General features: G+C 66.7%; 23 protein-coding genes. 10 read left to right on the top strand and 13 right to left on the bottom strand.

What is annotated here, in order from left to right; all coding sequences use genetic code 11:
- Positions 1 to 106 precede the first annotated feature (106 nt).
- The 5 genes from ACP159_RS15910 to pedF form a co-directional block, all read right to left on the bottom strand.
- Positions 107 to 2,467 (bottom strand): xanthine dehydrogenase family protein molybdopterin-binding subunit, encoded by a 2,361-nt coding sequence (locus ACP159_RS15910; protein ID WP_425100696.1) that lies wholly within the window; start codon positions 2,465 to 2,467, stop codon positions 107 to 109.
- A gap of 96 nt (positions 2,468 to 2,563) precedes the next feature.
- Entirely contained in the window at positions 2,564 to 3,049 is a 486-nt protein-coding gene (locus ACP159_RS15905) for a (2Fe-2S)-binding protein (protein WP_425100695.1), read from the bottom strand.
- Between the two features lie 84 nt (positions 3,050 to 3,133).
- Positions 3,134 to 3,655, bottom strand: coding sequence for a CoxG family protein (locus tag ACP159_RS15900; RefSeq protein ID WP_425100694.1), 522 nt, complete (start codon positions 3,653 to 3,655; stop codon positions 3,134 to 3,136).
- Between the two features lie 87 nt (positions 3,656 to 3,742).
- Positions 3,743 to 4,657, bottom strand: coding sequence for a substrate-binding periplasmic protein (locus tag ACP159_RS15895; RefSeq protein WP_425100693.1), 915 nt, complete (start codon positions 4,655 to 4,657; stop codon positions 3,743 to 3,745).
- Between the two features lie 76 nt (positions 4,658 to 4,733).
- Positions 4,734 to 5,438 carry a cytochrome c-550 PedF gene (gene pedF, locus ACP159_RS15890; RefSeq protein WP_425100692.1) on the bottom strand — a complete coding sequence of 235 codons (705 nt, stop codon included), beginning with the start codon at positions 5,436 to 5,438 and terminating at the stop codon, positions 4,734 to 4,736.
- 168 nt (positions 5,439 to 5,606) lie between these two features.
- Between pedF and ACP159_RS15885 the strand changes: the two genes are divergently transcribed.
- From ACP159_RS15885 to ACP159_RS15870, 4 genes are all read left to right on the top strand, one after another.
- Positions 5,607 to 6,773, top strand: coding sequence for an ABC transporter substrate-binding protein (locus tag ACP159_RS15885; protein WP_425100691.1), 1,167 nt, complete (start codon positions 5,607 to 5,609; stop codon positions 6,771 to 6,773).
- 99 nt (positions 6,774 to 6,872) lie between these two features.
- Positions 6,873 to 7,841, top strand: coding sequence for a YVTN family beta-propeller repeat protein (locus ACP159_RS15880; RefSeq protein WP_425100690.1), 969 nt, complete (start codon positions 6,873 to 6,875; stop codon positions 7,839 to 7,841).
- 130 nt (positions 7,842 to 7,971) lie between these two features.
- Positions 7,972 to 8,688 carry an ABC transporter ATP-binding protein gene (locus ACP159_RS15875; RefSeq protein ID WP_425100689.1) on the top strand — a complete coding sequence of 239 codons (717 nt, stop codon included), beginning with the start codon at positions 7,972 to 7,974 and terminating at the stop codon, positions 8,686 to 8,688.
- A complete protein-coding gene (locus ACP159_RS15870; RefSeq protein ID WP_425100688.1) occupies positions 8,685 to 9,476 on the top strand; it encodes an ABC transporter permease in 792 nt (263 codons plus the stop codon). The genes ACP159_RS15875 and ACP159_RS15870 overlap by 4 nt, the downstream gene beginning before the upstream one ends.
- Before the next feature lie 23 nt (positions 9,477 to 9,499).
- Here the strand turns inward: ACP159_RS15870 and ACP159_RS15865 are convergent, their stop codons facing one another.
- Both ACP159_RS15865 and ACP159_RS15860 read right to left on the bottom strand, forming a co-directional pair.
- Entirely contained in the window at positions 9,500 to 10,135 is a 636-nt protein-coding gene (locus tag ACP159_RS15865; RefSeq protein ID WP_425100687.1) for an ABC transporter ATP-binding protein, read from the bottom strand.
- Entirely contained in the window at positions 10,135 to 11,109 is a 975-nt protein-coding gene (locus ACP159_RS15860) for an ABC transporter substrate-binding protein (RefSeq protein ID WP_425100686.1), read from the bottom strand. Before ACP159_RS15860 ends, ACP159_RS15865 begins: the two co-directional genes overlap by 1 nt.
- 162 nt (positions 11,110 to 11,271) lie before the next feature.
- Between ACP159_RS15860 and ACP159_RS15855 the strand changes: the two genes are divergently transcribed.
- The 4 genes from ACP159_RS15855 (at position 11,272) to ACP159_RS15840 (ending at position 15,713) form a co-directional block, all read left to right on the top strand.
- Complete coding sequence (locus ACP159_RS15855) at positions 11,272 to 11,679, top strand: c-type cytochrome (protein ID WP_425100685.1); 408 nt, start codon at positions 11,272 to 11,274, stop codon at positions 11,677 to 11,679.
- Between the two features lie 219 nt (positions 11,680 to 11,898).
- Positions 11,899 to 13,659 carry a PQQ-dependent methanol/ethanol family dehydrogenase gene (locus ACP159_RS15850; protein WP_425100684.1) on the top strand — a complete coding sequence of 587 codons (1,761 nt, stop codon included), beginning with the start codon at positions 11,899 to 11,901 and terminating at the stop codon, positions 13,657 to 13,659.
- 154 nt (positions 13,660 to 13,813) lie between these two features.
- Positions 13,814 to 14,581: a DeoR/GlpR family DNA-binding transcription regulator gene (locus tag ACP159_RS15845; protein ID WP_425100683.1), complete on the top strand. Its 768-nt coding sequence runs from the start codon at positions 13,814 to 13,816 to the stop codon at positions 14,579 to 14,581.
- On the top strand, positions 14,574 to 15,713 hold the full coding sequence (locus tag ACP159_RS15840; protein WP_425100682.1) for an MFS transporter: 1,140 nt from the start codon (positions 14,574 to 14,576) through the stop codon (positions 15,711 to 15,713). Before ACP159_RS15845 ends, ACP159_RS15840 begins: the two co-directional genes overlap by 8 nt.
- 28 nt (positions 15,714 to 15,741) lie before the next feature.
- On the opposite strand, the gene ACP159_RS15835 is transcribed toward ACP159_RS15840, so the two are convergent.
- Positions 15,742 to 17,292 (bottom strand): helicase HerA-like domain-containing protein, encoded by a 1,551-nt coding sequence (locus ACP159_RS15835; RefSeq protein WP_425100681.1) that lies wholly within the window; start codon positions 17,290 to 17,292, stop codon positions 15,742 to 15,744.
- Between the two features lie 488 nt (positions 17,293 to 17,780).
- Here ACP159_RS15835 and ACP159_RS15830 point away from each other — a divergent pair, with 488 nt between their 5' ends.
- Positions 17,781 to 18,419, top strand: a complete 639-nt coding sequence (locus ACP159_RS15830; RefSeq protein ID WP_425100680.1) for an invasion associated locus B family protein — start codon at positions 17,781 to 17,783, stop codon at positions 18,417 to 18,419.
- A gap of 166 nt (positions 18,420 to 18,585) precedes the next feature.
- Complete coding sequence (locus ACP159_RS15825) at positions 18,586 to 20,187, top strand: hypothetical protein (protein WP_425100679.1); 1,602 nt, start codon at positions 18,586 to 18,588, stop codon at positions 20,185 to 20,187.
- A 140-nt stretch (positions 20,188 to 20,327) separates the two neighbouring features.
- Here ACP159_RS15825 and lpxB read toward each other — a convergent pair whose 3' ends face one another.
- From lpxB to ACP159_RS15800, 5 genes are read right to left on the bottom strand one after another with little or no spacing between them, the layout of a single operon-like run.
- On the bottom strand, positions 20,328 to 21,488 hold the full coding sequence (gene lpxB, locus ACP159_RS15820) for a lipid-A-disaccharide synthase (RefSeq protein ID WP_425100678.1): 1,161 nt from the start codon (positions 21,486 to 21,488) through the stop codon (positions 20,328 to 20,330).
- Positions 21,488 to 22,273, bottom strand: a complete 786-nt coding sequence (locus ACP159_RS15815; RefSeq protein ID WP_425100677.1) for an LpxI family protein — start codon at positions 22,271 to 22,273, stop codon at positions 21,488 to 21,490. The genes lpxB and ACP159_RS15815 overlap by 1 nt, the downstream gene beginning before the upstream one ends.
- A 5-nt stretch (positions 22,274 to 22,278) precedes the next feature.
- Positions 22,279 to 23,067, bottom strand: a complete 789-nt coding sequence (lpxA, locus tag ACP159_RS15810) for an acyl-ACP--UDP-N-acetylglucosamine O-acyltransferase (RefSeq protein WP_425100676.1) — start codon at positions 23,065 to 23,067, stop codon at positions 22,279 to 22,281.
- The gene (gene fabZ, locus ACP159_RS15805) at positions 23,064 to 23,525 is read right to left on the bottom strand and encodes a 3-hydroxyacyl-ACP dehydratase FabZ (RefSeq protein ID WP_425100716.1); all 462 of its coding nucleotides are present in this window, start codon (positions 23,523 to 23,525) and stop codon (positions 23,064 to 23,066) included. The genes lpxA and fabZ overlap by 4 nt, the downstream gene beginning before the upstream one ends.
- 57 nt (positions 23,526 to 23,582) lie before the next feature.
- A complete protein-coding gene (locus ACP159_RS15800) occupies positions 23,583 to 24,206 on the bottom strand; it encodes an OmpH family outer membrane protein (protein WP_425100675.1) in 624 nt (207 codons plus the stop codon).
- Between the last annotated feature and the right edge of the window lie 3 nt (positions 24,207 to 24,209).

Below are 24,209 nucleotides of genomic sequence, written 5' to 3'. Positions count from 1 at the left end.
TGGCTCTCCCCCCCCACCCCCCCCCCCCCGCCCCCCCCCCTCTGTCCGGGCCCCCCCCCCGGGGGGGGGGGGGGGGGCCCCCCCCCCCCCCCACGTTCAGTCATCATCAGCCGTTGATCGCCGACCAGACGCGCGACGGGCTCAGCGGCATGTCGATATGCGCCACACTGTGCCCACCGGCGTTCAGCGCGTCCAGCACCGCGTTGACCAGCGCGGGCGGGGAGCCGATGGCCCCGGCCTCGCCGCAGCCTTTCACACCCAGCGGGTTGTGCGTGCAGGGCGTCACGTTGGAGTGGTCGACCTTGTAGAACGGAACGTCATCCGCACGCGGCATGGCGTAGTCCATGTAGGACGCGCTCAGAAGCTGGCCGTTCTCGTCGTAGGCGCAGTTCTCGAGCAGCGCCTGCCCGATGCCCTGTGCCAGACCGCCATGGACCTGCCCCTCGACGATCATCGGGTTGACCACGTTGCCGAAGTCATCCGCCGCCGCGAAGGCCAGAACCTCGACCTTGCCGGTCTCCGGGTCCACCTCGACCTCGCAGGCATAGGCGCCCGACGGGTAGGTGAAGTTGGCCGGATCGTAGAAGGCCGTCTCTTCGAGGCCCGGCTCGATGTCTTCGAGCGGGTAGTTGTGCGGCACATAGGCGGCGAGGGTCACATCGCCCCAGGCCACGGACTTGTCCGTACCGGCGACCGAGAACTTGCCGTCCTTCAGCTCGATGTCGGCATCCGACGCTTCGAGCAGGTGGGCTGCGATCTTCTTGGCCTTGTTGATGATCTTCTCCGTGGCGCGAACCATGGCGGAGCCGCAGACCGCGAGCGAGCGCGAGCCGTAGGTGCCCATGCCGAAGGGGATCTTCGACGTGTCGCCGTGAACGATGTCGATCATGCCCTCGTCGATGCCGAGCATTTCGGCGACGACCTGCGGGAAGACCGTCTCGTGGCCCTGGCCGTGGGAGTGGGCGCCGACCATCACGGAGATGGAGCCGGTGGCGTTCACACGCACGGTGGCCGCGTCATAGAGACCGGCGCGGGCGCCAAGCTGGCCCACGAGGTTCGACGGCGCGATGCCGCAGGCCTCGATGTAGCAGTTGATGCCAAGTCCGCGCAGCTTGCCCTTCTTCTCGCTCTCGGCGCGGCGGGCGGCAAAGCCCTGGCGGTCAATCATCTTCTCCAGCGTGTCCATGGTCGCATGGTAGTTGCCGGTGTCGTATTCCACCGCCACCGGGGTGGCATAGGGGAATTGCGTGATGAAGTTCTGACGGCGCAGGGCGATCGGATCCACGTCCAGTTCCCGAGCGGCCTTGTCGATCAGGCGCTCGAGCGAGAAGGTCGCCTCCGGACGGCCCGCACCGCGGTAGGCGTCCACCGGCACGGTGTTGGTGAAGACGGCCTTGACGTTCACCTGAACCGCCGGGGTCTTGTAGTTGCCCGCCATCAGCGTGCCGTGCAGCCAGGTCGGCACGGAAGAGGCGAAGGTCGACAGATACGCGCCCATGTTGGCGTAGGTGTCGGTGCGGAGCGCGGTGAAGTTGTTGTCCGCATCCAGCGCCAGCTCGATCTTCGTGACGTGATCGCGGCCATGCGCGTCCGACATGAAGGCTTCGGAGCGGGTCGAGGTCCATTTCACCGGACGGTTGATCTGCCGCGAGGCAAAGGTGACGAAGGCCTCTTCCGCATAGTGGAAGATCTTCGTGCCGAAGCCGCCGCCGACGTCCGGTGCCACCACCTTGAGCTTGTGCTCGGGAATGCCGAGAACGAAGGCGCCCATCAGCAGGCGGATGACGTGCGGGTTCTGCGAAGTGGTGTAGAGCGTGCTCTCGTCATTGGCGCGGGAGTAGTCGCCAAGCGCAACGCGCGGCTCCATCGGGTTCGCGACCAGGCGGTTGTTCTTCAGCTCCAGTGTGGTGACATGCGCGGCGGCCTCGAAGGCGGCATTCACGGTGTCGGTGTCGGTGCCGAACTGCCAGTCGTAGCAGAGGTTGTCGCTCAGCTCGTCGTGAACCTTGGCGGCCCCATCGGCCAGCGCGGCCTTCATGTCGACCACGGCGGGAAGTTCGGTGATGTCCGCCACGATGGCCTCGGCGGCGTTGCGCGCCTCTTCGAGGCTTTCGGCGACGACGGCGGCGATCGGATCACCGACGTGACGGACCTTGCCGCGGGCCAGAACCGGGTGCCCCGGCTCCTTCATGGCCTCGCCATGCTTGTCCGTCACCTGCCAGCCGCAGGGCAGACCGCCCACGCCTTCGAAATCCGCGCCGGTGAAGATCCGCACCACACCCGGCATGCCCTCGGCGGCGCTGGTATCGATGCTGTTGATCGTGCCATGCGCGACGTCGGAGCGCAGGAAATGCACGTAGGTCTGACCGTAGACGTTGATGTCGTCGGTATAATTGCCGGCGCCGGTCAGGAAGCGGACGTCCTCGCGCCGCTTCGGGCTTGCGCCAATGCCATGATCCTTGGGCATGTTCTGTTTCCTCCCTTGGGGAATGCGGGGCTCAGCCCCGCCCTACTTGATGTCGGTCCGTAGGGCGGGGCTATGCCCCGCGCCCACCGGCCAAATTCACTCTGCGGCGATGGCGCTCACGTCCTGGCCGGACGCGGCCAGGATGGCTTTCACGATGTTGTGGTAGCCGGTGCAGCGGCAGATGTTGCCTTCGAGGTAATCGCGGACTTCCGCCTCGGTCGGCTTCGGGTTCTCCTTGAGCAGCGCCGTTGCCGTCATCACCATTCCCGGGGTGCAGAAGCCGCACTGCAGGCCGTGATGCTCCTGGAAGGCCGCCTGAACCGCGCTCAGCGAGCCGTCCTTGTTGGCGATGCCCTCGATGGTGGTGACCGACGCGCCATCCGCCTCGGCGGCGAACATGGTGCAGGACTTCACGTCCTTGCCGTCCACATGCACCACGCAGGCGCCGCACTGGGACGTGTCACAACCGACATGGGTGCCGGTGAGCCGCAGCTCCTCACGCAGGAATTCGACCAGGAGCGTATTGCCCTTGACCGACTTGGTGACGGGTTTGCCGTTCACCGTCATAGTTACTTCTGCCATATCGTTCCTCCCTGGAAATCCGTTCGATACGCGCCCCGGAGCGGGTCCGGGGCCTGATGGTCAGCTTGTCACGCGGCCCGGTGGTCAGGACACCAGCCGCTTGAACCAACCCTTCTTCTTGCCTTCGCCGCCGTCCCCGGCCTCGGCATTCGCCTCGTCCGAAGGCCCTTCCACGGCCTGCTGGAAATTGGTGAAGAACTGGTCCGCCATCTTCTTGGCAAAGCCGTCGATGATCCGGCTGCCCAGCTGCGCCAGCTTGCCACCGACATTGGCCTCGACCTCGTAGGTCAGGAGCGTGCCGCCGTTCTCGCCCGGAGCCAGCGTCACAACCGCGCCGCCCTTGGCAAAACCGGCCGCGCCGCCCTTGCCCTCACCCGAGAGCGTGACCTTGTTCGGCGCGTCCATGTCCGACAGGGTCACCTGCCCCTTGAAGGTTGCCTTCACCGGGCCGACCTTCTGCACCACCGTCGCCTCGAAGCCCTCCTCGGCGCTGCCCGACATCTCGGTGCAGCCCGGCACGCATTCCTTGAGCACATCGGGGTTCAGGATCGCGGCCCAGACCACGTCCTGCGGCGCGCCTATCTGTCGGGAATCGCTCATCTGCATTGGGGTGTTCCTCTTTTTCGGTGCCAGCCTAGGCAGGATTGCCCGTACTGGCATATTAGACCAATGGCCTAGACCCGCGCCGCCATCTCACCATTGCGGCGGCTGGTGGGTCAAACCATAAGATTCGAAGATGCCCGCGATCCGCCCGTCGCCGAGCGCCGCCGTGATGGCGTCCTCGACGGCATAGGAGACGTCCCGATAGGCAAAATGCACCGCCGTTCCCAGCGGCCAGTGGCTCTTCGCCAATCCCGCAAGGGGGGGCTCGTGGATGGCCACACCCTCCCCGGCGAAAAACTCCAGTTGCGCACGCGGACCCATGGCGGCCATGGTCTCGCCCGCGTTCAGCGCCGCCATGGCGGCCTGCATCGTCGGATAGCGCCGCACGCCCGCCGCCGTCTGCCCGCCCGCAAAGCTGGTCAGGTAGAAATCGGAGATCGAGTCGTTCTCCACCGCGACACTGTCGAAGCGGAAATAGGCCGGGACCGGCCCGCCGTCCGGGTAGTCGGACAAGCGGTAGGCAATGGCGATGCTTTCTTCCTGGTAGAGCGCGCCGAAGACCACCTGCTCCACCCGGCAGCGGAAACGGGAGTCATAGGGAATGCGCATCATCACGTTGCTCACAGCACCGCCGACAACCGGCCCCTTCCAGATGTTGTTGCGCAGGTCGGCTTCGAGGTTCTCGCCCGCCGCCACGACGTGCACCCGCGCCTCGACCCCCATATCCTCGGCGATGAGCCGCGCGATATCGACGTCGATCCCGCGCACCGTGCCGTTCTCTTCCCAGCTGTAGGGCGAATAATCGTCATAGACCGCAACGCTCAGGTAGCCGCGCTCGCGGATCTGGTCCAGATCCTGCCCGACGATGTCCCGACCGGCATTCTGCGGCTTCGGTTCCGGGACGTAATCGGCACAAGGGTCCTCGGCCCGGGCCGGACCCGCGACGGTCACCGCCATGGCCAACCCCAACGCGGCACAGATCGCCGCAATCGCCCGTCTCGCCATGTCCTGCCTCCCCGCAGCCTGGTTCGTTCCGGTCAGGTGGCGGGTGCCGGATCGGGTCCGGCACCCTGCCCCTCGCTCAGTGTGCCGCAGAAAGCCCGATGGTCAAGGCCTCGGCTGCATGGCGGAAGCCCACAGGCGTGCCGTCGATCAGCCGCGCCGCGCGGCTCGCCGCGCTGTCCGCGACCGGCGCACCCGACAGCGTCTCGATGCCGCCCGCGATCTCGGTCAGCCGCGCCTTCAGCGCGTCGCTGTCCGCCCCCGAGGGGTCCTCGGCCAGGGCGGCCAGCTGGTCGCGAAGGCCCATCAGCTCGCCCGATACCTCTTCCATGCTGGCATCGTCGGGCCGGGTTTCGATGTAGGTCCGGATCGCCCAGGCCGCGTCCTGTCCCAGAAGCTCGCCAAAGGCCGGCATCTTGGTGATCCCGTTCTGGGTGTAGCCGTCGCGGAAGCGTTCCGCGAACCACTCGTCGCCATATTCCTCCGCCTCCAGGAAGCGCAGGTCGGGGGCGAGACCGCCAGAGATTACCTCCAGCCCGTGGCAGCGCGCGCAGTTCTGGTTGTAGCCGGAGGCGCCGATCTCCACCGCCTTCTGCCAGACCTCCTCACCGGCCGCCTCGGCGCGGTAGGGGTTCTCGGTCAGCCATTCGTCACCGTTCTCCGGCAGACCCGTGGTATCCACCGCTTGCGGCGCGACATCGCCATGGGCCAAAACGGCGGCAGGGCTCAGGATCAGGCCAGCCAGCAGGGTGGCCAGCGCCGTGTTCAGGGTTGCGTTCCGCATCAGTATCCTCCTCCGGACAGTCTTTCCGTTCGCGTTGCCCTAGGGTGTAGGCGATGGCCCCGCACGGCTCTATTGGACTTTCGTGGCGCGGCGGGCCGGATGCTGTGACACCTTGGTCGTATTGTTCCTGCCCTGCCCTCTCATAAAGTCGGCCCGGGAGGACAAGTCATGCCGAAGTCACTCGCCGCACTGGCGTTCTGCGCAGCCATGGCTGCCGCTCCGGCGGCCCATGCCGCCGACATCGCCGTGCATTACCTCAGGCTGGAGGTGCCGCAGCCGCCGACCCTGTCGAACCTCGATCCGGTGCCGCCGGATCTCGGGCTCAGCGGTGCCGAACTCGCCCTCGCGGACAATGCCACGACCGGACGGTTCCTCGGCCAGACCTGGACTCTGGACACCACATCCCTGCCCCCCGATGGCGATTTCCCTGCTGCGGTGCGCGCCGCGCTGGCGCAGACCGATCTGCTGCTGCTCGATGCGCCCGCCGCCGCGCTGCTCGCCGCCGCCGACCTGCCGGAGGCGGCGGACGCGCTCCTCTTCAACGTGTCGGAGAAGGACCCGGCCCTGCGCGACACGGACTGCCGCGCCAATATCCTGCATACCGCCGCCTCCCGCGCCATGCTCTCCGACGCGCTCATGCAGTTCCTGCTCTACCGGCGCTGGACCGACATCGCCCTCATCGAAGGGACCGGGCCGGGCGACGCGGAGGAGGCCGCGGCACTGCAGCGCTCCGCCACCAAGTTCGGCCTGAAGATCGGCGCCCGCAAGACCTGGGCCTTCGACGCCGACATGCGCCGCAGCGCCAGCGCCGAGGTGCCGCTCTTCACCCAGGACCTCGGTGATTACGATGTCCTCCTGCTCGCGGACGACCGCAACGACTTCGCCCGCTACGTCCCCTGGAACACCTGGCTGCCGCGTCCCACCGCCGGGGCCGAGGGGCTCACCGCCACGGGCTGGTCGAACGTCGTCGAGCAGCATGGCGCGGCACAGCTGCAATCGCGCTTTCACGACCTCGCCGGCCGGGACATGGCCCCCACCGATTACGCCGCCTGGGCCGCCTTGCGTGCGATCGGAGAGGCCGTCACCCGCACCGGGGCCACCGACGCGCCCACTCTGCGCAACTACATGCTCGGCCCCGATTTCGAGCTTGGCGGCTTCAAGGGCGCGCCCCTGACCTTCCGCACCTGGAATGGCCAGCTGCGCCAGCCCATCCCGCTCACGCACCGCGGCGCGGTCGTGGCGCAGGCCCCGCTCGAAGGTTTCCTGCACCAGCGCAACGAACTCGACAGTCTCGGCCTCGACGCCCCGGAGAGCGCCTGCACCGCCTTCGACTGAACCCAAGGCAGAGCATCCGCTCTTCTTTGGTCCGACCATAGCTCAGGGAGTGCGGGGGACAGAGTCCCTCGGTCCCGCATCCGCCACAAGGAAATCCGCATGAAACCCCTCCTGACCAGCACCGCACTCGCCCTGATCCTTGCCGCGCCCGCGCTTGCCGATGAAATCTGGGTGACCAACGAGAAGGACAACACCATCTCCGTTATCGACGTGGACACCCTGGAGGTGACGCGCACCATCGAAACCGGCGAGCGTCCGCGTGGCATCACCTTCAGCCACGACTACTCCGTCGTCTACATCTGCGCCTCGGACAGCGACGCGGTGCAGGTCATGGACCCCGCGACCGGCGAGATCCTGCACGATCTGCCCTCCGGCGAGGACCCGGAGCAGTTCGCCCTGCACCCGGACAACCGGCACCTCTACATCGCCAACGAGAACGACGCGATCACCACCGTCGTCGATACCGTCAGCCGCACCGTGGTTGCCCAGATCGACGTCGGCATCGAGCCCGAGGGCATGGCCGTCTCGCCGGATGGCAAGATCGCCATCACCACCTCCGAGACGACCAACATGGCGCATTGGATCGACACACAGACGCAGAAGCTCTTTGCCAACACCCTTGTCGACAGCCGCCCGCGTCATGCGGAATTCGTCAAGGACGGCACGGAACTCTGGGTTTCGTCCGAGATCGGCGGCTCGGTGAGTGTCTTCGACGTGGCGACGCAGGCCGAGAAGGCCAAGATCACCTTTGCCCTGCCGAACATCCACCCGGACAAGATCCAGCCCGTCGGATTCGAACTCGGCGCCGATGACACATACGCCTATGTCGCCCTCGGTCCCGCCAACCACATCGCCGTGGTCAATGCGGACACCTACGAGGTCGAAGACTACATCCTGACCGGCCGCCGCGTCTGGCACATGGCCTTCAACGCGGACAAGAAGATGCTTTTCGCCACCAATGGCGTCTCGGGCGATGTCTCCGTCATCGACGTGGCGTCGCGCAAGGCGATCAAGGCGATCAAGGTCGGCCGCTTTCCCTGGGGCGCCGCCTATCGCCCCACGAATTGACCGCCATCGTGCGGGAAATGACCCTGCCGGGGTCCTGTCGTGCACCAAATGCCCGATTTGCGACGCAAGTCGCCCTTGCACCTGCCGCCGCACCGCGCCTCAATGGCTCGAAAACAGGACTTCGGACGACATGAGCCTCGACATTCAGGACCTCAGTTACGCCTATGGCAGGAAGCAGGCCCTGAAATCGGTCTCCTTCACCGCCCGGCCCGGACGCTTCACCGCTTTGCTCGGTCCAAACGGCGCGGGAAAGTCCACGCTCTTTGCCCTGCTGACGCGGCTTTTCACCTCGTCGCAGGGCACCATCCGCATCGCCGGACACGACCTCGCCCGGACCCCGCGCGCCGCGCTGGCGCAGATGGGCATCGTCTTTCAACAGCAGACCCTCGACCTCGACCTGTCGGTCCGCCAGAACCTGCGCTATTTCGCGGCCTTGCACGGTCTGTCGGGCAAGGCGGCCGAAACCCGCATCGACGCCGCGCTGGACCGGTTGACCATGCGCGAGCGCGCCCAGGAGAAAGCCCGCACGCTCAACGGCGGCCACCGGCGCCGCACGGAAATCGCCCGCGCCCTGCTGCATGGACCAAGCGTGCTGCTGCTGGACGAGCCGACCGTCGGCCTCGACGCCGCCGCCCGCGCCTCGATCACGCAGCACCTGCACGACCTTGCCGAACAGGACAGTCTCACCGTGCTCTGGGCCACTCACCTGACCGACGAGGTCAAACCCGGCGATGATCTGGTCCTCCTGCACCAGGGCGAGATCCGAGCCAAAGGCCGGTCGATGGATTTGCACGGAACATCAACTCTTTCCGACTGGTTCCTCATGCAAACCGAGGTGCCGGCATGAACGCCTATGTCACCGCCTTCCGCGCCATCACCGCCCGCGAGGCGCTGCGGTTCCTGCACCAGCGCGAACGTTTCCTCGCGGCGCTGGTGCGCCCGTTGGTCTGGCTCCTCGTCTTCGCCGCCGGTTTCCGCGCCGCGCTGGGCCTGTCGATCATCCCGCCCTATCAGACCTACATCACCTACGAGACCTACATCGTGCCGGGGCTTTGCGGCATGATCCTGCTGTTCAACGGCATGCAAAGCTCGCTCAGCCTGGTCTATGACCGCGAGATGGGCTCCATGCGGCTCCTGCTGACCGCCCCTCTCCCGCGCGGTTTCCTCCTGTTTTCAAAGCTTTGTGGAGCGACGTTCATCGGGATTCTGCAATGCTACGCCTTCCTCTTCATCTCCTGGCTGTTCGACATCACGCACCCGCCGCTGGGCTACCTGACCGCGCTTCCGGCGATGCTGGTCGCGGGGCTGATGCTCGGGGCACTCGGTCTCGCCATCTCCAGCTTCATCAAGCAGCTGGAAAATTTCGCGGGCGTGATGAACTTCGTGATCTTCCCGATGTTCTTTCTCAGCTCCGCCCTCTATCCCCTTTGGAAGATGGCAGAATCTTCGGAATTGCTGTTCGACATCTGCTCGGTGAACCCCTTCACCCACGCGGTCGAACTGATCCGTTTCGCCCTGCATGCACAGTGGAACGGCATGGCGTTACTCTGGACGGTACTGGCGTTGGTGGTGTTCATGGCATTGGCGCTCTGGGGTTATGACCCGGCGCGAGGCATGATCTCGAAACGGCGTTAAATCAGCGCGTTACGCGGCGCTCTTCACGCAAGTGTCGCGGGTGATCCCTGCAGACGCAGGACCCGCGTGGCCAGTCGCCGCGCCTCGCTGGCGGAATGGGTGACCATCAGCGTCGTGACCCGATGCGCGGCGCGGAGCCGCTCGAAAAGGCTCATCATCTCGCCCGCCAAGGCGTCGTCCAGCGACACGAACGGCTCGTCCATCAGGAGCAGCTCGGGCTCCGCCGCAAAGGCCCGGGCCAGCGCCATGCGGCGTTGCTGACCGAGGCTGAGTACGCCGGGAAATTCCCCGCCGCGCCCGGCAAGCCCAACATCCGCAAGGATTTTCTCCGCCGCCTCGGCCGCAAGGTCGGTGGTCAGGGTGATGTTGTCCCGCAAGGTCCGCCAGGGCAGCAGGGTCGGCTCCTGGAACACCATGGCCATGCGCTCCGGCACGATCACGTCGCCCTCGTGCCGCGTCTCCAGCCCCGCGAGAATGCGCACCAGAGTCGTCTTGCCCGCTCCGGACGGACCGGTGAGCGCCAGCGTCTCGCCCCGCCGCAGGTGCAGCGAGACCTTTCCAAGCACGGCCCGCCCCCCCAGCGACAGGCCGGGCAGGTCGAGGCGGGCGACCACGTCGCCCGCCTGTGTATCGCGGTCGTGAACCAGCGTCAGGCCCATCACGATCCGGGCTGCACGAACAGCCCCTCGGGCAGCTCCGTCGCGGTGCCGACAAGATCGGCACCGCCCAGATCCGCCATGAGTTTCAGCATCTTGCCTGCCGCGACCTCATCCACCGGGCCCGGAGCGGGAATGCCGGCCCGAAAGCCTTCCTTCAGCTTGTCGAACTGCGCGTCGCTCTGGGCGTTCATGATCGGCCGGATCGCCTCCCAGGCCTCGTCGGAGGTGCTCAGGAGGTCCTTAGCGTCGCGCGATGCCTGCGCCATGCCCTGCACCAGCTCCGGATGGTCGCGCAGCATCTCGCCCTTGAAGACATAGCCGAGCAGCGGTGTCTGCGGGTCGAGGCCGAGCGCCATTGCCGCGTCGTCCACGGTCACCAGCGGTTTCATCCCCGCAGCTTCCATCTTGGCGAGGAAGTGCCAGAAGTTGATCGCGCCGCCCAGCTCTCCGCTGACGCCGGTCTTGAAAATCAGCGGCGGGGCGCCGAAAACCTGTTCCGTCTCCGCGGCGAGGTCCATGCCGTATTCCTGCTGTGCGTAGGCCCGCAGGATGATCCAGCTCTTGTCCAGCGGTCCGCCGGCGATGCCGATCTTCTGGCCCTTGAGGTCCGCAAGGCTCGTTGCCGCGCTGCCCTCCGGGACCATCAGCGCACCAACCGCGCGGCTGTAGGGCACGAAGACGAAGTCCTTGCCCTCAGACCGCTGTCGCGCCACCCAGAGCCAGTCCGAGACGATCACATCCGCCTCGCCGCCCTGGAACGCCACTTGCGCCGCCGGACCGCCGGCCATGCCCTGCACCTGAAGCTCGAAGCCGTGCGCGGTGTCGAAGCCGTTATCCTTGATGGTGGTCAACTCCCAGTTGACCGTTCCGGATTCCTGCACGGCCGCACGCAGCACCGGCATCTCGGCCCAGGCCACGCCTGCCGTCAGGGCCAGCACGCTTGCGGCGCTGCCCAGAAGTCTCATGAAGCTCATGGCTCTCCTCCCAGAGTATCTCTGTTTTCAGAGTATCAGGGCGAGTTTGCCCCGATATACGACCAATGGACAAGGCAGACTCACGCATCCGTTGACATGGATCAACAAGATTGCCGCCCCTCGGGTACAGGGTGCGGCCAGGTTGAAGAAAGGATCAAGACGATGCGTACCCTGCCCCTCCTGATGGCCGCTTTCCTGGGCGCGGCCCCGGCCCTTGCCGACACCTTCGAAGAGGTCAAGGTCACCGCGGGAAAGACCCTGTTCGACGGCGAATGCCGCCGCTGCCACGCCCCGAACAGCACCGATCCGTCCTACGGGCCGCCGCTGGAGAACGTGCTCAATCGCGCCGCCGGATCGGTGGAAGATTATGACTATTCCATAGCCTTGTCCGCCTCCGGCATCGTCTGGACCCCGGCGGCGCTGCGCGCCTGGATGGAGGACAACGACGGCTTCATGCCGGGGACCAAGATGCGCCACGTCGGCATCGAGGACCGCACGGTGCAGGACTTCATTCTCGCCTACCTCGGGTCGATCTCGCCGCAGGACAACACCGCCATCGACGGCCAGTAAGCGTCCGCCCCGGCAGGGCCCGTGCCCTGGCCCGGGCCGCCCGCCCCGGGCGATTCCGACACGCCGCGAATCGCCCGCCTCCTGTCAAGTGCCGAACAGTCGTACGACCTATGGCCCGTACCACGGTTGCGTGATCTGCTTATAGGCTCTGGGCAGCAAGACCCCGTCGGACACTGGTCCGGCTCCGGGAGACCACTGCTTGTTCACGGGAGGAGACACATGAACAAATTCGTCGCAGCCGTCACCATCGCCCTGCTCGCCGCATCCGGCGCGTCGGCTCAGGTGACCGAGGACATGCTGGCCAATGACGCCACCATGACCAACCAGGTCGTCACCAACGGCATGGGCCGCAACCTGCAGCGCTACTCGCCGCTGGAGACCCTCAACAAGACCAACGTCAAGAACCTCGTTCCGGCATGGGCCTTCTCCCTTGGCGGCGAGAAGCAGCGCGGCCAGGAGACCCAGCCGCTGGTCTATGACGGCGTGATGTACATCACCGGCTCCTACAGCCGCATGTATGCCATCGACGTGAAGACCGGCAAGGAACTCTGGCAGTATGACGCCCGCCTGCCCGAAGGCATTCTGCCCTGCTGTGACGTGATCAACCGCGGTGCGGCGATCTACGGCGACAAGGTCATCTTCGGCACGCTCGACGCGACCCTCGTCGCGCTGAACAAGGACACCGGCGACGTCGTCTGGCGTGACAAGATCGCCGACTACAAGGCGGGCTACTCCTACACCGCCGCACCGCTGATCGTGAACGGTCTCGTCGTGACCGGCAACTCCGGCGGCGAATTCGGCATCGTCGGCGAAGTGCAGGCCCGCAACGCCGACACCGGCGAGATCGTCTGGACCCGTCCGATGATCGAAGGCCACATGGGCACGCTCAACGGCCAGGAATCCACCATGACCGGCACGCTCAATGCGACCTGGCCGGGCGACATGTGGAAGACCGGCGGCGGCGCGACCTGGCTCGGCGGCTCTTATGACGCCCGCACCGATACGCTGATCTTCGGCGCAGGCAACCCGGCCCCGTGGAACAGCTGGCTGCGCGACGCGGGCCAGAAGAACGACGGCACCGGCGACAACCTCTATGCCGCCTCCCGCGTCGGTATCGACCCGGCCACCGGCGAGATCAAGTGGCACTTCCAGACCACTCCGCGCGAAGGCTGGGACTATGACGGCGTGAACGAAGTGGTTGCCTACGACAGCCGCGACGGCCAGATGCGCCTCGCGACCGCCGACCGCAACGGCTTCTTCTACGTGCTGAACGCCGAGGACGGCAAATACGTCGGCTCCACGCCCTTCGTGAAGGACATCACCTGGGCCAAGGGCATCGACGAGAACGGCCGCCCGATCTTCAACGAAGAGAACCGCCCGGGCGATCCGACCGCGGCAGCCGATGGTGCGAAGGGTGAGGTCGTCTTCGCCTCCCCGTCCTTCCTTGGTGGCAAGAACTGGATGCCGATGGCCTTCTCCCAGCGCACCGGCAACTTCTACGTGCCGTCCAACGAATGGGGTATGGACATCTGGAACGAGCCGGTCGCCTACAAGAAGGGCGCGGCCTACCTCGGCTCCGGCTTCACCATCAAGCCGAACTACGAGGATCACATCGGCTCTCTGAAGGCGATCGACCCCGACACGCTGGAGATCAAGTGGGAAGCCAAGAACGAGGCTCCGCTCTGGGGCGGCGTTATGACCACCGCTGGCGGCCTGGTGTTCTACGGCACCCCGGAAGGTGAGTTCAAGGCACTCGACGACGAGACCGGCGAGGTGCTCTGGTCCTTCCAGACCGGCTCCGGCATCGTCGGCCAGCCGATCACCTGGGAGCAGGACGGCGAGCAGTATGTCTCCATCGTCTCCGGCTGGGGCGGCGCGGTTCCGCTCTGGGGCGGTGAAGTGGCCAAGAAGGTCTCCTACCTGAACCAGGGTGGCATGGTCTGGACGTTCCGCCTGCCGAAGGAACTGGCGGCGAACTGAGCCCTGCCAGCCTGACCGAACACGAGCGCCCGGGTTTCGACCCGGGCGTTTTCCGTTTCAGGGGACGAGGACGGAGGCGGGTTTATCCGCACCATACCGCTTGCACTTTGCCGCAGATTGCCGCAACTTGCCGCAAAACACCGCAAGAGGCCGCATGATCACCGATCCCCCCCTCCACAGCCCCGAGGCCAGGCAGGACCTGCTGCGCCAACGCCTCGAACGGGGTGAGAGCCTGCGGCTGGCCGGACTTGCGGAGGAGTTCGGCATCTCCACCGACAGTGCCCGCCGGGACCTCAAGGCACTGGAAGCGCAGGGCTATGGCCGCTGCATCCGTGGCGGCGCCCTGCCCGTCGCGCGGCTCTCGCCGCCGACGCTGGCGCGGCTGGGCGAGCATGTCGAGGCGCGCCAGAGAATCGTCGCCGCCACCCTGCCGCTGATCGAGGACGGCATGGTGCTGCTGCTCGACGGCGGCACCACCGTGCTCGCCCTCGCCCACGCGCTCCCACCGCTCCCGCAGGCCCTCGTCGTCACGCCTGCGCCTGCCGTGGCCCAGGTCACGCTGGCCAAGGGCATCCCGACGCGGATGATCGGCGGCCGCCTCTCGCCCGGCGGGGCCATCGCGGTGGGCCACGACGCGGTGCGGCAGGTCGAAGCCATCGCCGCCGACCGTGCGTTCCTCGGGGCCTGCGGGCTGTCGCTGGACTTCGGCCTCTCGTCGGACGACGGCGATGAAGCGGAAGTGAAACGCGCCATGCTGGACGCCGCGCACGAGACGTGGATACCCACCATCGCCGCCAAGCTCGGCCGCACCACTCGCCATCACGTCGCCCCGCTCGGGCGGCTCACCGGCCTCGTCACCGACGCGCCGGAGCCACAGACCCGGCCTTATGCCCAAAGCCCGATGAAAGTCCTCCATGTCTGACGTCTACTCGACCCGCGCCCGCATCGCGGTCTCCGCCACCTTCGCGCTGAACGGCTCCCTCCTCGGGGCCTGGGCCTCCCGCGTGCCTGCGGTGGTCGAGCGGTTCTCCCTGAGCGACGCCACCCTGGGGCTGTTCCTGCTGGTCATGGGCATCGGCGCGCTGATCTCCTTCCCGCTGGCGGGCAGCATGGCCGACCGGCGCGGCGCCTACCCGGTGACCGTGGCCCTCGCCGCCCTCTACCTTGCCTCCATTCTGCTGATCGGCTTCGCGCCCGGCACCGTCGTGCTTGGCATTGCGCTCTTCCTCTTCGGGATCGGCCACGGCGCGATGGATGTCACCATGAACAGCTGGGCGGCAGAGGTCGAACGCGCCTCGGGCAAGTCGATCATGTCCTCCTTCCACGCCATGTGGAGCCTCGGGGCCGGTCTCGGCGCGGGCGGCGGCTGGCTGGCGACGAAGGCCGGGCTGCCGCTGGAGTGGCACTTCACCCTGACCGCCCTGGCCGCTGGCCTGCTCTTTGGCCCGCTGATGCGCAGCCCCTGGCAGTCGGCGCGGAGCGCACCCGGGAAGAAAGGCCCGATCTTCGCCCTGCCGCGCGGGCCGCTGGTGCTGGTGGGGGTCATTGCGCTCTGCGCCGGGGTCGGCGAGGGCGCAGCGGCGGACTGGAGCGCGGTCTACCTGCACGATGTCATCGGCGCCAGCCAGTCGCAGGCAGCGCTCGGCTACGCCGTTTTCTCCGCCACCATGGTCGCGATGCGGCTCTGCGTCGACGGGCTCATCACCCGCTTCGGCCCGATGAAGGTGGCCCGGGCCAGCGGCCTCTTCGCCGCCTCTGGCTACCTGCTCGCCGTCGGCCTGCCGGGCTTCACTCCGGCGCTGGCGGGCTACGTCCTGATGGGCATCGGTTACGCGGCGGTCATTCCGCTGGGCTTTTCCCGCGCCGCGCGCGACCCGCATGTGCCGCCGGGTCAGGCCATCGCCTCGGTGGCGACCCTGGGCTACGGCGCGATGCTGATGGGCCCGCCAACCATCGGCTTCATCGCGGAGCTGACCTCGCTCAGGGTCTCGCTCGGGCTGATCGGGGTCATGGCGCTGCTCATCGCCGCGCTGGCCCCGGTGCTCCGCCGCTGAGCCAAAAGGCAAAAGCCGTCAGCGGCTTTTACCGCGCCTTGAACAGCCCGCCCAGAATACCGCGGACGATGCGCCGCCCGGTGGTGCCGGTCAGTTCCTTGACCACCATGTCCTGCATCTGCTCGCCGAAACTCTTTTCCTCCCGCGTCCGCCGCACCGGCTTCGACGTGGAGCGTCCGACCTGCGTGCCGGAGTAGCGCCGCCCGGCGTTGTACTCCCGCGCCGCCGCCTCCTCTTCCTCTTCGGCCTTCTCCGCCGCTTCCGCTGCCCGCGCCGCGTCGTCCGCACGCTTCTTCAGCATCTCGAAGGCCGACTCGCGGTCCAGCCTTGTGTCGTACTTGCCGCGCAGGGCAGAGGCGCCCAGCACCCCGCCGCGCTCCGCCGGGTCAATCGGGCCAAGCTGCGACGACGGCGGGCGGATCAGCGTCCGCTCCGCCATCCCCGGCACGCCTTTCTTCTGCAGCATCGAGGTCACCGCCTCGCCGACACCGACCTCGCGGATCGCCTCCTCGATGTCGAAGGCCGGGTTCTCGCGGTAGGTCTCCGCCGCCAGTTTCAGCGCCTTGCGGTCCCTCGCGGTGAACGCCCGGAGCGCGTGCTGCACCCGGTTGCCCAGCTGACCGAGGATGTCCTCCGGGATGTCGTCCGGGCTCTGCGTGATGAAATAGACACCGACGCCCTTCGACCGGATCAACCGCGCCACCTGCTCGACCTTGTCGACCAGCGCCTTCGGCGCGCCGTCGAACAGCAGATGCGCCTCGTCGAAGAAGAACACCAGCTTCGGCTTGTCCGGATCGCCCACCTCCGGCAGTTCCTCGAACAGCTCGCTGAGCAGCCACAGCAGGAAGGTCGCGTAAAGCCGCGGGCTCTGCATCAGCGTATCGGCGGCGAGGATGTTGACCCGCCCGCGCCCCTCGGCATCGACGTACATCAGGTCCGCCAGATCCAGCGCCGGCTCCCCGAACAGCGCCGTGCCGCCCTGGGTTTCCAGCACCAGAAGCCGCCGCTGGATCGCGCCGACGCTGGCGGTGGAGATGTTGCCGTAGCGCAGGGACAGGCTCTCGCGATTTTCGCCGACCCAGACCAGCATCGCCTGCAGGTCGCTCAGATCGAGCAGCGGCAGCCCTTCCTCATCCGCCACGCGGAAGGCGATGTTCAGAACGCCCTCCTGCGCCTCGCTCAGCTCCAGCAGCCGTGCCAGCAGCAAGGGTCCCATCTCCGAAACCGTCGTGCGCACCGGGTGACCCTGCGCGCCGAACAGGTCCCAGAAGGTCACCGGAAACGCCTCGTAGCCGAAATCGTCGAAACCGATGGTGGCACAGCGCTCCATGAACGGGCCGTGCAGCTTGCCCGCCGGGTCCCCGGCCTTGGCCATGCCCGACAGATCGCCCTTCACATCCGCCATGAAAACCGGCACGCCCGCTTTGCAGAACCCTTCCGCGAGGATCTGCAACGTCACCGTCTTGCCGGTCCCGGTCGCGCCCGCCACGAGGCCGTGACGGTTGGCATATTTCAGGGTCAGATGCTGCTTTTCCCCGTACTGCGGGCCGCCGCCGCCCACGAAAATGCCGTCCGTCATGCTACGCTCCCGATAATTCCAAGGCTGAACATACATCCTTAACCAATTGATGCCATAGTCTATCTGTCCGGGATGACATGTCCTCTCCTATCCCGGACAGACTTCCTCCCTGTCAGACTGGCCGCGCCCCCGGGCGCGGCTTTTTTCGCATCCGGCGCAGACGCGCCCCCGGGGACGGCGGCCCGGACCGACATTCGGTTAACCTTCTGCGCTGCGGCAGAAATTCCGTGAAAAAACCCTGTTGACCGCCGCTTTGACTTCTCGTAGCGTTCCGATCAATGAAAAGTCGGCCAGTCCGACAGGGAGTGAAACGGAAAGGGGCCGTACCGGCCCCTTTTCAAATTTTACAGCCTATTCAACCGTTTGTGACCCGCCGTTCACGGCAATTTTTGGCCCGGGTTCGCGAAGGTCAGGTATTTCGACCCTGACACTGCCGCGCTGACGTGTTAAGCGACGGGTAACCCGAAAGAGGATTTCAGAGGACATCCATGACAAGACCCATTCTTCTTCTGTCGCTTCTGGCCGCGCTCGGTGCGGCGCCGGCATTGGCCCAGGACACCGCAACGGAACCGGCCGCCGAGCCGGCCCAGGATTCGCAGGCCGGCAGCACCAACATCGGCGGTGCGCTCGACCTCGGCGAGGAGGATACACCTGAGTCGCAGGGCAATCCGAACCAGCCGCAGACCTACATCAAGGACACCTTCGGCGACTGGTCCCTGCAGTGCCTCCGGGTCGAAGGCCAGGACGAAGTCTGCCAGATGTACCAGCTCCTGAAGGACAAGAACGGTGCCTCCGTCGCCGAGGTCAGCATCTTCAAGCTCAACAACGGCGGCCGCGCGGTGGCCGGGGGCACCTTCGTCGTGCCGCTCGAAACCCTGCTGACCCAGAAGCTCGCGGTCTCCGTCGATGGCGGCCAGGCCCGGCGCTATGACTACAGCTTCTGTGCGCCGGTGGGCTGCTACGCCCGTGTCGGTTTCACCGCCGAGGACATCCAGCGCTTCAAGGCGGGCGCCAAGGGCGTCGTGACCATCATCCCGGCGCTGGCCCCGGATCAGAAGGTCGCGGTCGACATGTCGCTGAACGGCTTCACCGCCGCCTATGAGCAGGCGTCCTCGCTGAACCAGTAAATCCCGTCCCAAAGACGGCCAAAGCCCCCGGATGCCCCGCGCCTCCGGGGGCTTTTTCATACCCGGCAGACAGTTATGTCTTGATTGACCGGAGTTTTACGGGAACCTGACCGGGTTGCCTTGCCCGATTGCATTTTTTCAGCCGAAGATTTCAGGAGCGCCCGCCATGACCGATGCCGCCCACGTCGCCAAAACCGCCAAGACCTACGCAGGCTACGCCAAGGCCGCCGCCGACAAGCTGGAGGGCTGGCAAAAGGAAGCGGCCAAACTCTCGGAAGCGGGCAAGACGCTGAACGATTTCCAGACGGTGATGCAGGGCCTGACCTGGGCCGGCAAACTCTCGGCGGGTCTCGGGGCGGTGTCCTTCGGGGTGGCCGCCATCGCCTCCTTCCTGCCGGTGCCGACCACGGAGGACAAGATCTACAGCGCCGTCCAGGCGCTGCAACGGCAGGTCTCCGACCTCAAGACCGACATGGAAACCCTGTTCGACGAACTGGAGGAAAAGGTCTACCAGGCGGTGATCGAGTGGCTGCTCCAGTCCGACCATATCACGCATATCAAGACCGCGACCGACATCCTTGAAAGCATCGCCGCGCGCCGGGCCGATCCCGCTCTGGGCGGACTCACGTCCGTCGAGGACGACCTCTTCAACATCAACCCCGATGCGCTGCGCTATGCGCTGACGGCCATCGAAACCGCGCTGACCACGCAGGAGCACAAGAAAAACCTGCTGTGGCAGACCTATGATCTGTCTTATGGCGACCCGCGCGAGATGATCCGCGTCGGCGGGAATTACCAGAGCCTTGCCATGGCGGCGGTGTCGGCCTTCGGGGCCTGCAAGGTGATCCATGCCCGCAGGGCAGCCGAAGCGGCGGGCGAACCCTTCGGCGAGGCCGAGGCCGCCGCCGTCATTGCCGAGGCCGCCGGATACGAATCGGTGCCCACAGATCCCGCCGGGCAACTGGCCCATATCGTCGACACCGTGCGCCAGCAGGTCAACCGCTGCTATGACCGCCGCGAGCGCGAGGCGGTCGTGAAGCACTACTTCGACACCAAACTCAAGGCAAAGCATCGCAAGGCGCTCACCAACTGCCAGGGCTACGCCGAAACGATCGTCAAGGACCTGCACACGCAGTTCCCCTACCTCAACTTCTCCGCCATCGTGACCTGGGGCTGGCGCGGCGACACGCGGCGCGGCTGGCATGTGGGCGGTGCGGAGTACGGGGTGTTTTCTTATGGCCGGATGAAACCCGAGGCGGACAGTGGCAGCGATCCGGAGGATCGGCGCAACCTCATCGTCTATTTCGCGCCGCGCACCGAGGCGGGCGATCCGCCGCTTCATGTCCTGCCGACCCTTCCCGAACCCAGCCCGGCGCGCAAGACCGCGCTCGGACTGATCTCGATGGCGGCCAACTATCCAAAGCACGGCGGCCTGTTCCGCCAGTGGAAAAAGATCGGCATGACCGGCTCCGTGACCACGCTGATCAAGTCGCTTTACCCCGGCTACATGGGCCGGATGCCGAAGCATTGGGGCGGGGATCTGGTCTGGGCGTGCTATACGGACGACACCTTCGGCACCTTCGCCGACGACGGCAAAAAGACGGGAGACGAACGGGCGGCGAACGCGCTGCTTGCGGTGATGGGGGTGGCGAGCCAGAACCCGATCGGCTTCGTGATGAAATACGACGTGACCTACCTGCGCAAACGCCCTCCGGAACTGGAATGCCGATACTACCAGGTCATCGGCATCTGGGACGACGCGCATTGACCGGGCGTTGCTCCGCGGCAGGGTGGGTCCCAAGCCTTGCAGCGTCCCGCCTTTTCCCCGAATGACCCTGCGCCACACATGTCCCGATAGCACCGCAGGTGCGACAGGGTATTTGTGGCTCAGGTTCAAGGCGGGGCGCTTTAGTGCCGTGTCGCTGACCCCGGCAGCCCGTCCAGCACCGCCCGTGCCGCCCGCAGACCGGGGAAATCCCCGCCCCGGCCAAGGCGCTGCATGGTCAGGTCCATCGCCGCCTGCTGGTCACCGGGATGGTCCAGAACCTCCAGCACCGCCTTCGCAATCGGCTCCGGCTGGCATTTCTGGCCGATGAATTCCGGCACCGCGCGGGTCTCGGACACCAGATTGACCAGGGTTACCGTATCCACCAGCAACATCCGCCCGATGATCTGGCGGCTAAGCCAGCTCATGTCATAGGCGATCACCATCGGCGTGCCCGCCGCCGCCAATTCGAGCGAGACCGTCCCGGACGCCGCCAGCGCCACGTCCGCCGCCTTGAACGACGCGCGTTTCATCGCGCCGCCCGCGTCGCCGTCCGGCGCGATCACCAGCGGCGATCCGGGCCAGCCCGAGACTGCCTCGCGCACCGCCGCCGCCACGTTGGGCGCGGCGGGCACCACCAGCCGCAGGTCGGGACGCGCCGCGTGCAAACGCCGCGCGACATCGGAGAAGATCGGCATCAGCCGGGAAATCTCGGACCGGCGCGAGCCCGGCAGCATCAGGGCCATCGGCCCGTCGATGCCCTGCCCCGCCCGGAACGCCTCCGCCTCTGCTTCTGTCGCCTGCGGGTCCGTCACCACCGGATGCCCGACGAAATCGCAGGCGATCCCGGCGGCTTGCATATACGGTGGCTCAAACGGCAACAGCGCCAGAACCTGGTCCACATGCGCCGCCATCTTCGCCGCCCGCCCCGGACGCCAGGCCCAGACCGTCGGCGCGACGTAGTGCACGATCCGCACATCCGATCCGGCCTTCACCAGCCGGTTCACCCGCAGGGAAAATTCCGGCAGGTCGATGGTAATGAGCACGTCCGGGCGCTCCGCGATCACCGCCTCCGCCGTCTGCCGGATCCGCGCCTTCAGGTGGCGGTATTCCTTCAGGATCTCGCCGATCCCCATGATGCTGATCTCATCCATGGGAAACAGGCTCTCCAGCCCTTCGGCCGCCATCCGCGCCCCGCCGATGCCGCGAAACGTGACATCCGGAACCAGGTCCTTGAGACCCTGCATCAAGGCCGCGCCCAGCTTGTCGCCGGAAGCCTCGCCCGCCGTGATGAACACCCGCATCAGACCGCCCTTTCCCGGACCCAGAGGAACAGACCCGCCTTGTCGAGCGTCCGGATCACCTCGGCGCGGTCCAGCACCATGACACCGCCCGCCTCGATCACGATACCCGCAAGGCCCAGTTCAACGACCCGTCGCGCGGTCTCCGGGCCGATCACTGGCAGGTCGGCCCGCCGGTCCTGTCCCGGTTTCGTCGCCTTGTAGAACACCGCGCCGGGGCTCGGCTCCATCCGCGCCAGCATCGCATCCGTTCCGTCCTGCCCTTCGCGGGCGATCACTTCGCCGCCGCGCACCACGCAGGCCTGCCCGAGATCCTCGCGAGCCTGGCTGAGCGACACCCGGTCGCCCTCCTCCGCCGCGTGGCGGGCTTCCTTGTCCGGCTGGACCCTGGTCAGCACCCCGGCAGGCGGCAGCAAGGCAGGCGCAACCTCATGCGCGGCCACGACCTTGAACCCCGCCTCCTCGATCAGCGCAATCACGATCCGCAAGGCGCCATCATCGCCATGGGCGAGCGCGCGCTTGATGCCGGGGACGAGTTTCAAGGTTGCGAAATCCAGTCGTAGCAGCGAGAGCCGGGGGCGATCGACGCTGCCGCACAGGCACAGCTCCGTCACGCCCCGGCGTTTCAAACCGTTCAGGAACCCACCCAGCCGTTCGAGACGGAACACATGATCCGCGGTCAGCCGATCCGGCTCGGACCCCTCCAATGCGCAGATCAGCGGCGCATCGGGCAAGGCCGCCACCACCGCAGGCGGCAATGCCCCGCGCCCGGCGATCAACGCAAGCACCGGGATCAGCCCGGCGTCAGGAACGAGCGGTCGCTGTCGCCCAGCACGAAGTCGACGATCTCGCGAACGTAATCGCTCTGGGTCTCCTCTCCGAGCCTGCGCGCCCGGTCCTGGAAGGCGCCTTCGCCCTGTGCCAGCATCTGGAACGCCGCCCTGAGCGCGGTGATGTCCGAACGGGCCACGCCCCGGCGCTTGAGGCCAACGAGGTTCAGCCCGTCGAGCTTGCCGCGCGGCGCCTGCACGAGGCCATAGGGAATGACGTCGTTCGTCACCATGGTCACCGCGCCGATGATCGCGCCCTTGCCGATGCGCACCCATTGGTGCACACCGCTGAGCCCGCCGATGATCACGTCATCCTCCAGCACGCAATGCCCGGCCAGCGCGGCTGAGTTTACCACGATCACCCGGTTCCCGACCTGCGCGTCATGCGCGACGTGGCAGCCCGCCATGAACAGCCCGTCGTCCCCGACGCGCGTGACGCCGCCACCGCCCTCGGTGCCGGTGTTCATGGTCACATGCTCGCGGATGCGGTTGCGCTTGCCGATGACCAGCTTCGTCTTTTCGCCCTTGAACTTGAGATCCTGCGGGATCTCGCCCAGCACGGAGAAGGAAAACACCGTGGTCTCGTCGCCGATCTCGGTCTGGCCGGTGACCACCACGTGGCTCTTCAGCGTCACGTTCTGGCCGATCACCACCTCCGGGCCGATATGGCAGAACGGGCCGATGTAGCTGCCGCCGCCAAGGACCGCGCCCTCTTCGACGATGGCGCTCGGATGGACCGTCGCGGGGGTCACGCGGGCAGGTCCATCATGGCGGTGAACTCGCATTCCGCGGCCATCTCGCCGTCGACTTCCGCCACGCCGCCGAACTTCCAGACCTTGCCGCCGGGCTTGCCGCGTAGCGTGGTCAGCTTCATCCGAAGCTGGTCGCCCGGAACCACCTTGCGGCGGAACTTGCAGTTGTCGATTGCCATGAAATAGACCTTCAACTCCTTGTCCGCGAGGTTCAGCGCCGTGCCCACCATCACCGCCGCCGTCTGCGCCATCGCCTCGACGATGGTGACGCCCGGCATGATCGGCAGGCCGGGAAAATGGCCCTGGAAATGCGGCTCGTTCATGGTGACGTTCTTGATCCCGACGGCGGACTTGGTGCCGTCGATGTCGATCACCCGATCGACGAGCAGGAACGGGTAGCGGTGCGGGATCAGCCGCTGAATCAGCTGGATGTCCGCGGTAAGCAGCGTGTCGGTCATGGCCGGGTCCTTTGTCGTTTGCATCTGCCTAGCAACCCGGACGGACCGGGGCAAGGTTCAGGGCTGCGTGGGTGCCGCTGGCGTTGCGTCCGGCTCCGGCGCCGGTGCGGGCGCGGTCTCGGCGGGGGGCGGCAGGTCGTCGCCCGCGCCGATCTGCGCGTCCATGCGTTCGATCACGAGGTCCGTCACGTCCACGTCCGAAACCGCCACGATCACCGCCCGCCGTTCGAGGATCACCGCGGCGCGACTGTCCACCATGATCTGGCGCAGGATTGGCTGGACGATCTGGATCATCTGCCGCCGCGCCTCGTCCGGACGGGCGCTGACCTTGCGGGCCTTGGCGTCCTGCTCGTCGCGCAGGCGCTGCACCTTCTTGTCGAAGGCGTCCGCCAGCGTGCGGAAATTCTCCGGCGACAAGGTGGCGCGCTGCTCGGTCAGGCGGCGCTCCTCCTCGGTCAGCTCGGTTTCGATCTGGCGGTTCTCCGCGGCCAGTTCCGCGCTCTCGCGCTCGATGTCGGCGATGGTGCTCTTGCCGTAAGCGCTCTCGGAAAAAACCCGCTCCAGCTCCAGAACGAGGATCGGGCTTTGCACCACACCCTCGCTCAGAGCGCCGCCCACCGGCTGCGCCGCCCCGGCCAGAGGCCAGAGCGCCAGCGTCAGACAGGCCAGCACGCGGCGCATGGC

This window comes from Tropicibacter sp. S64 (genome assembly GCF_049803835.1).
In the GTDB taxonomy this organism is placed as follows: Bacteria; Pseudomonadota; Alphaproteobacteria; order Rhodobacterales; family Rhodobacteraceae; genus Pacificoceanicola.
Note: the sequence above shows the minus strand (reverse complement) of the source record. Positions and strands in the feature narration are given on the sequence as shown.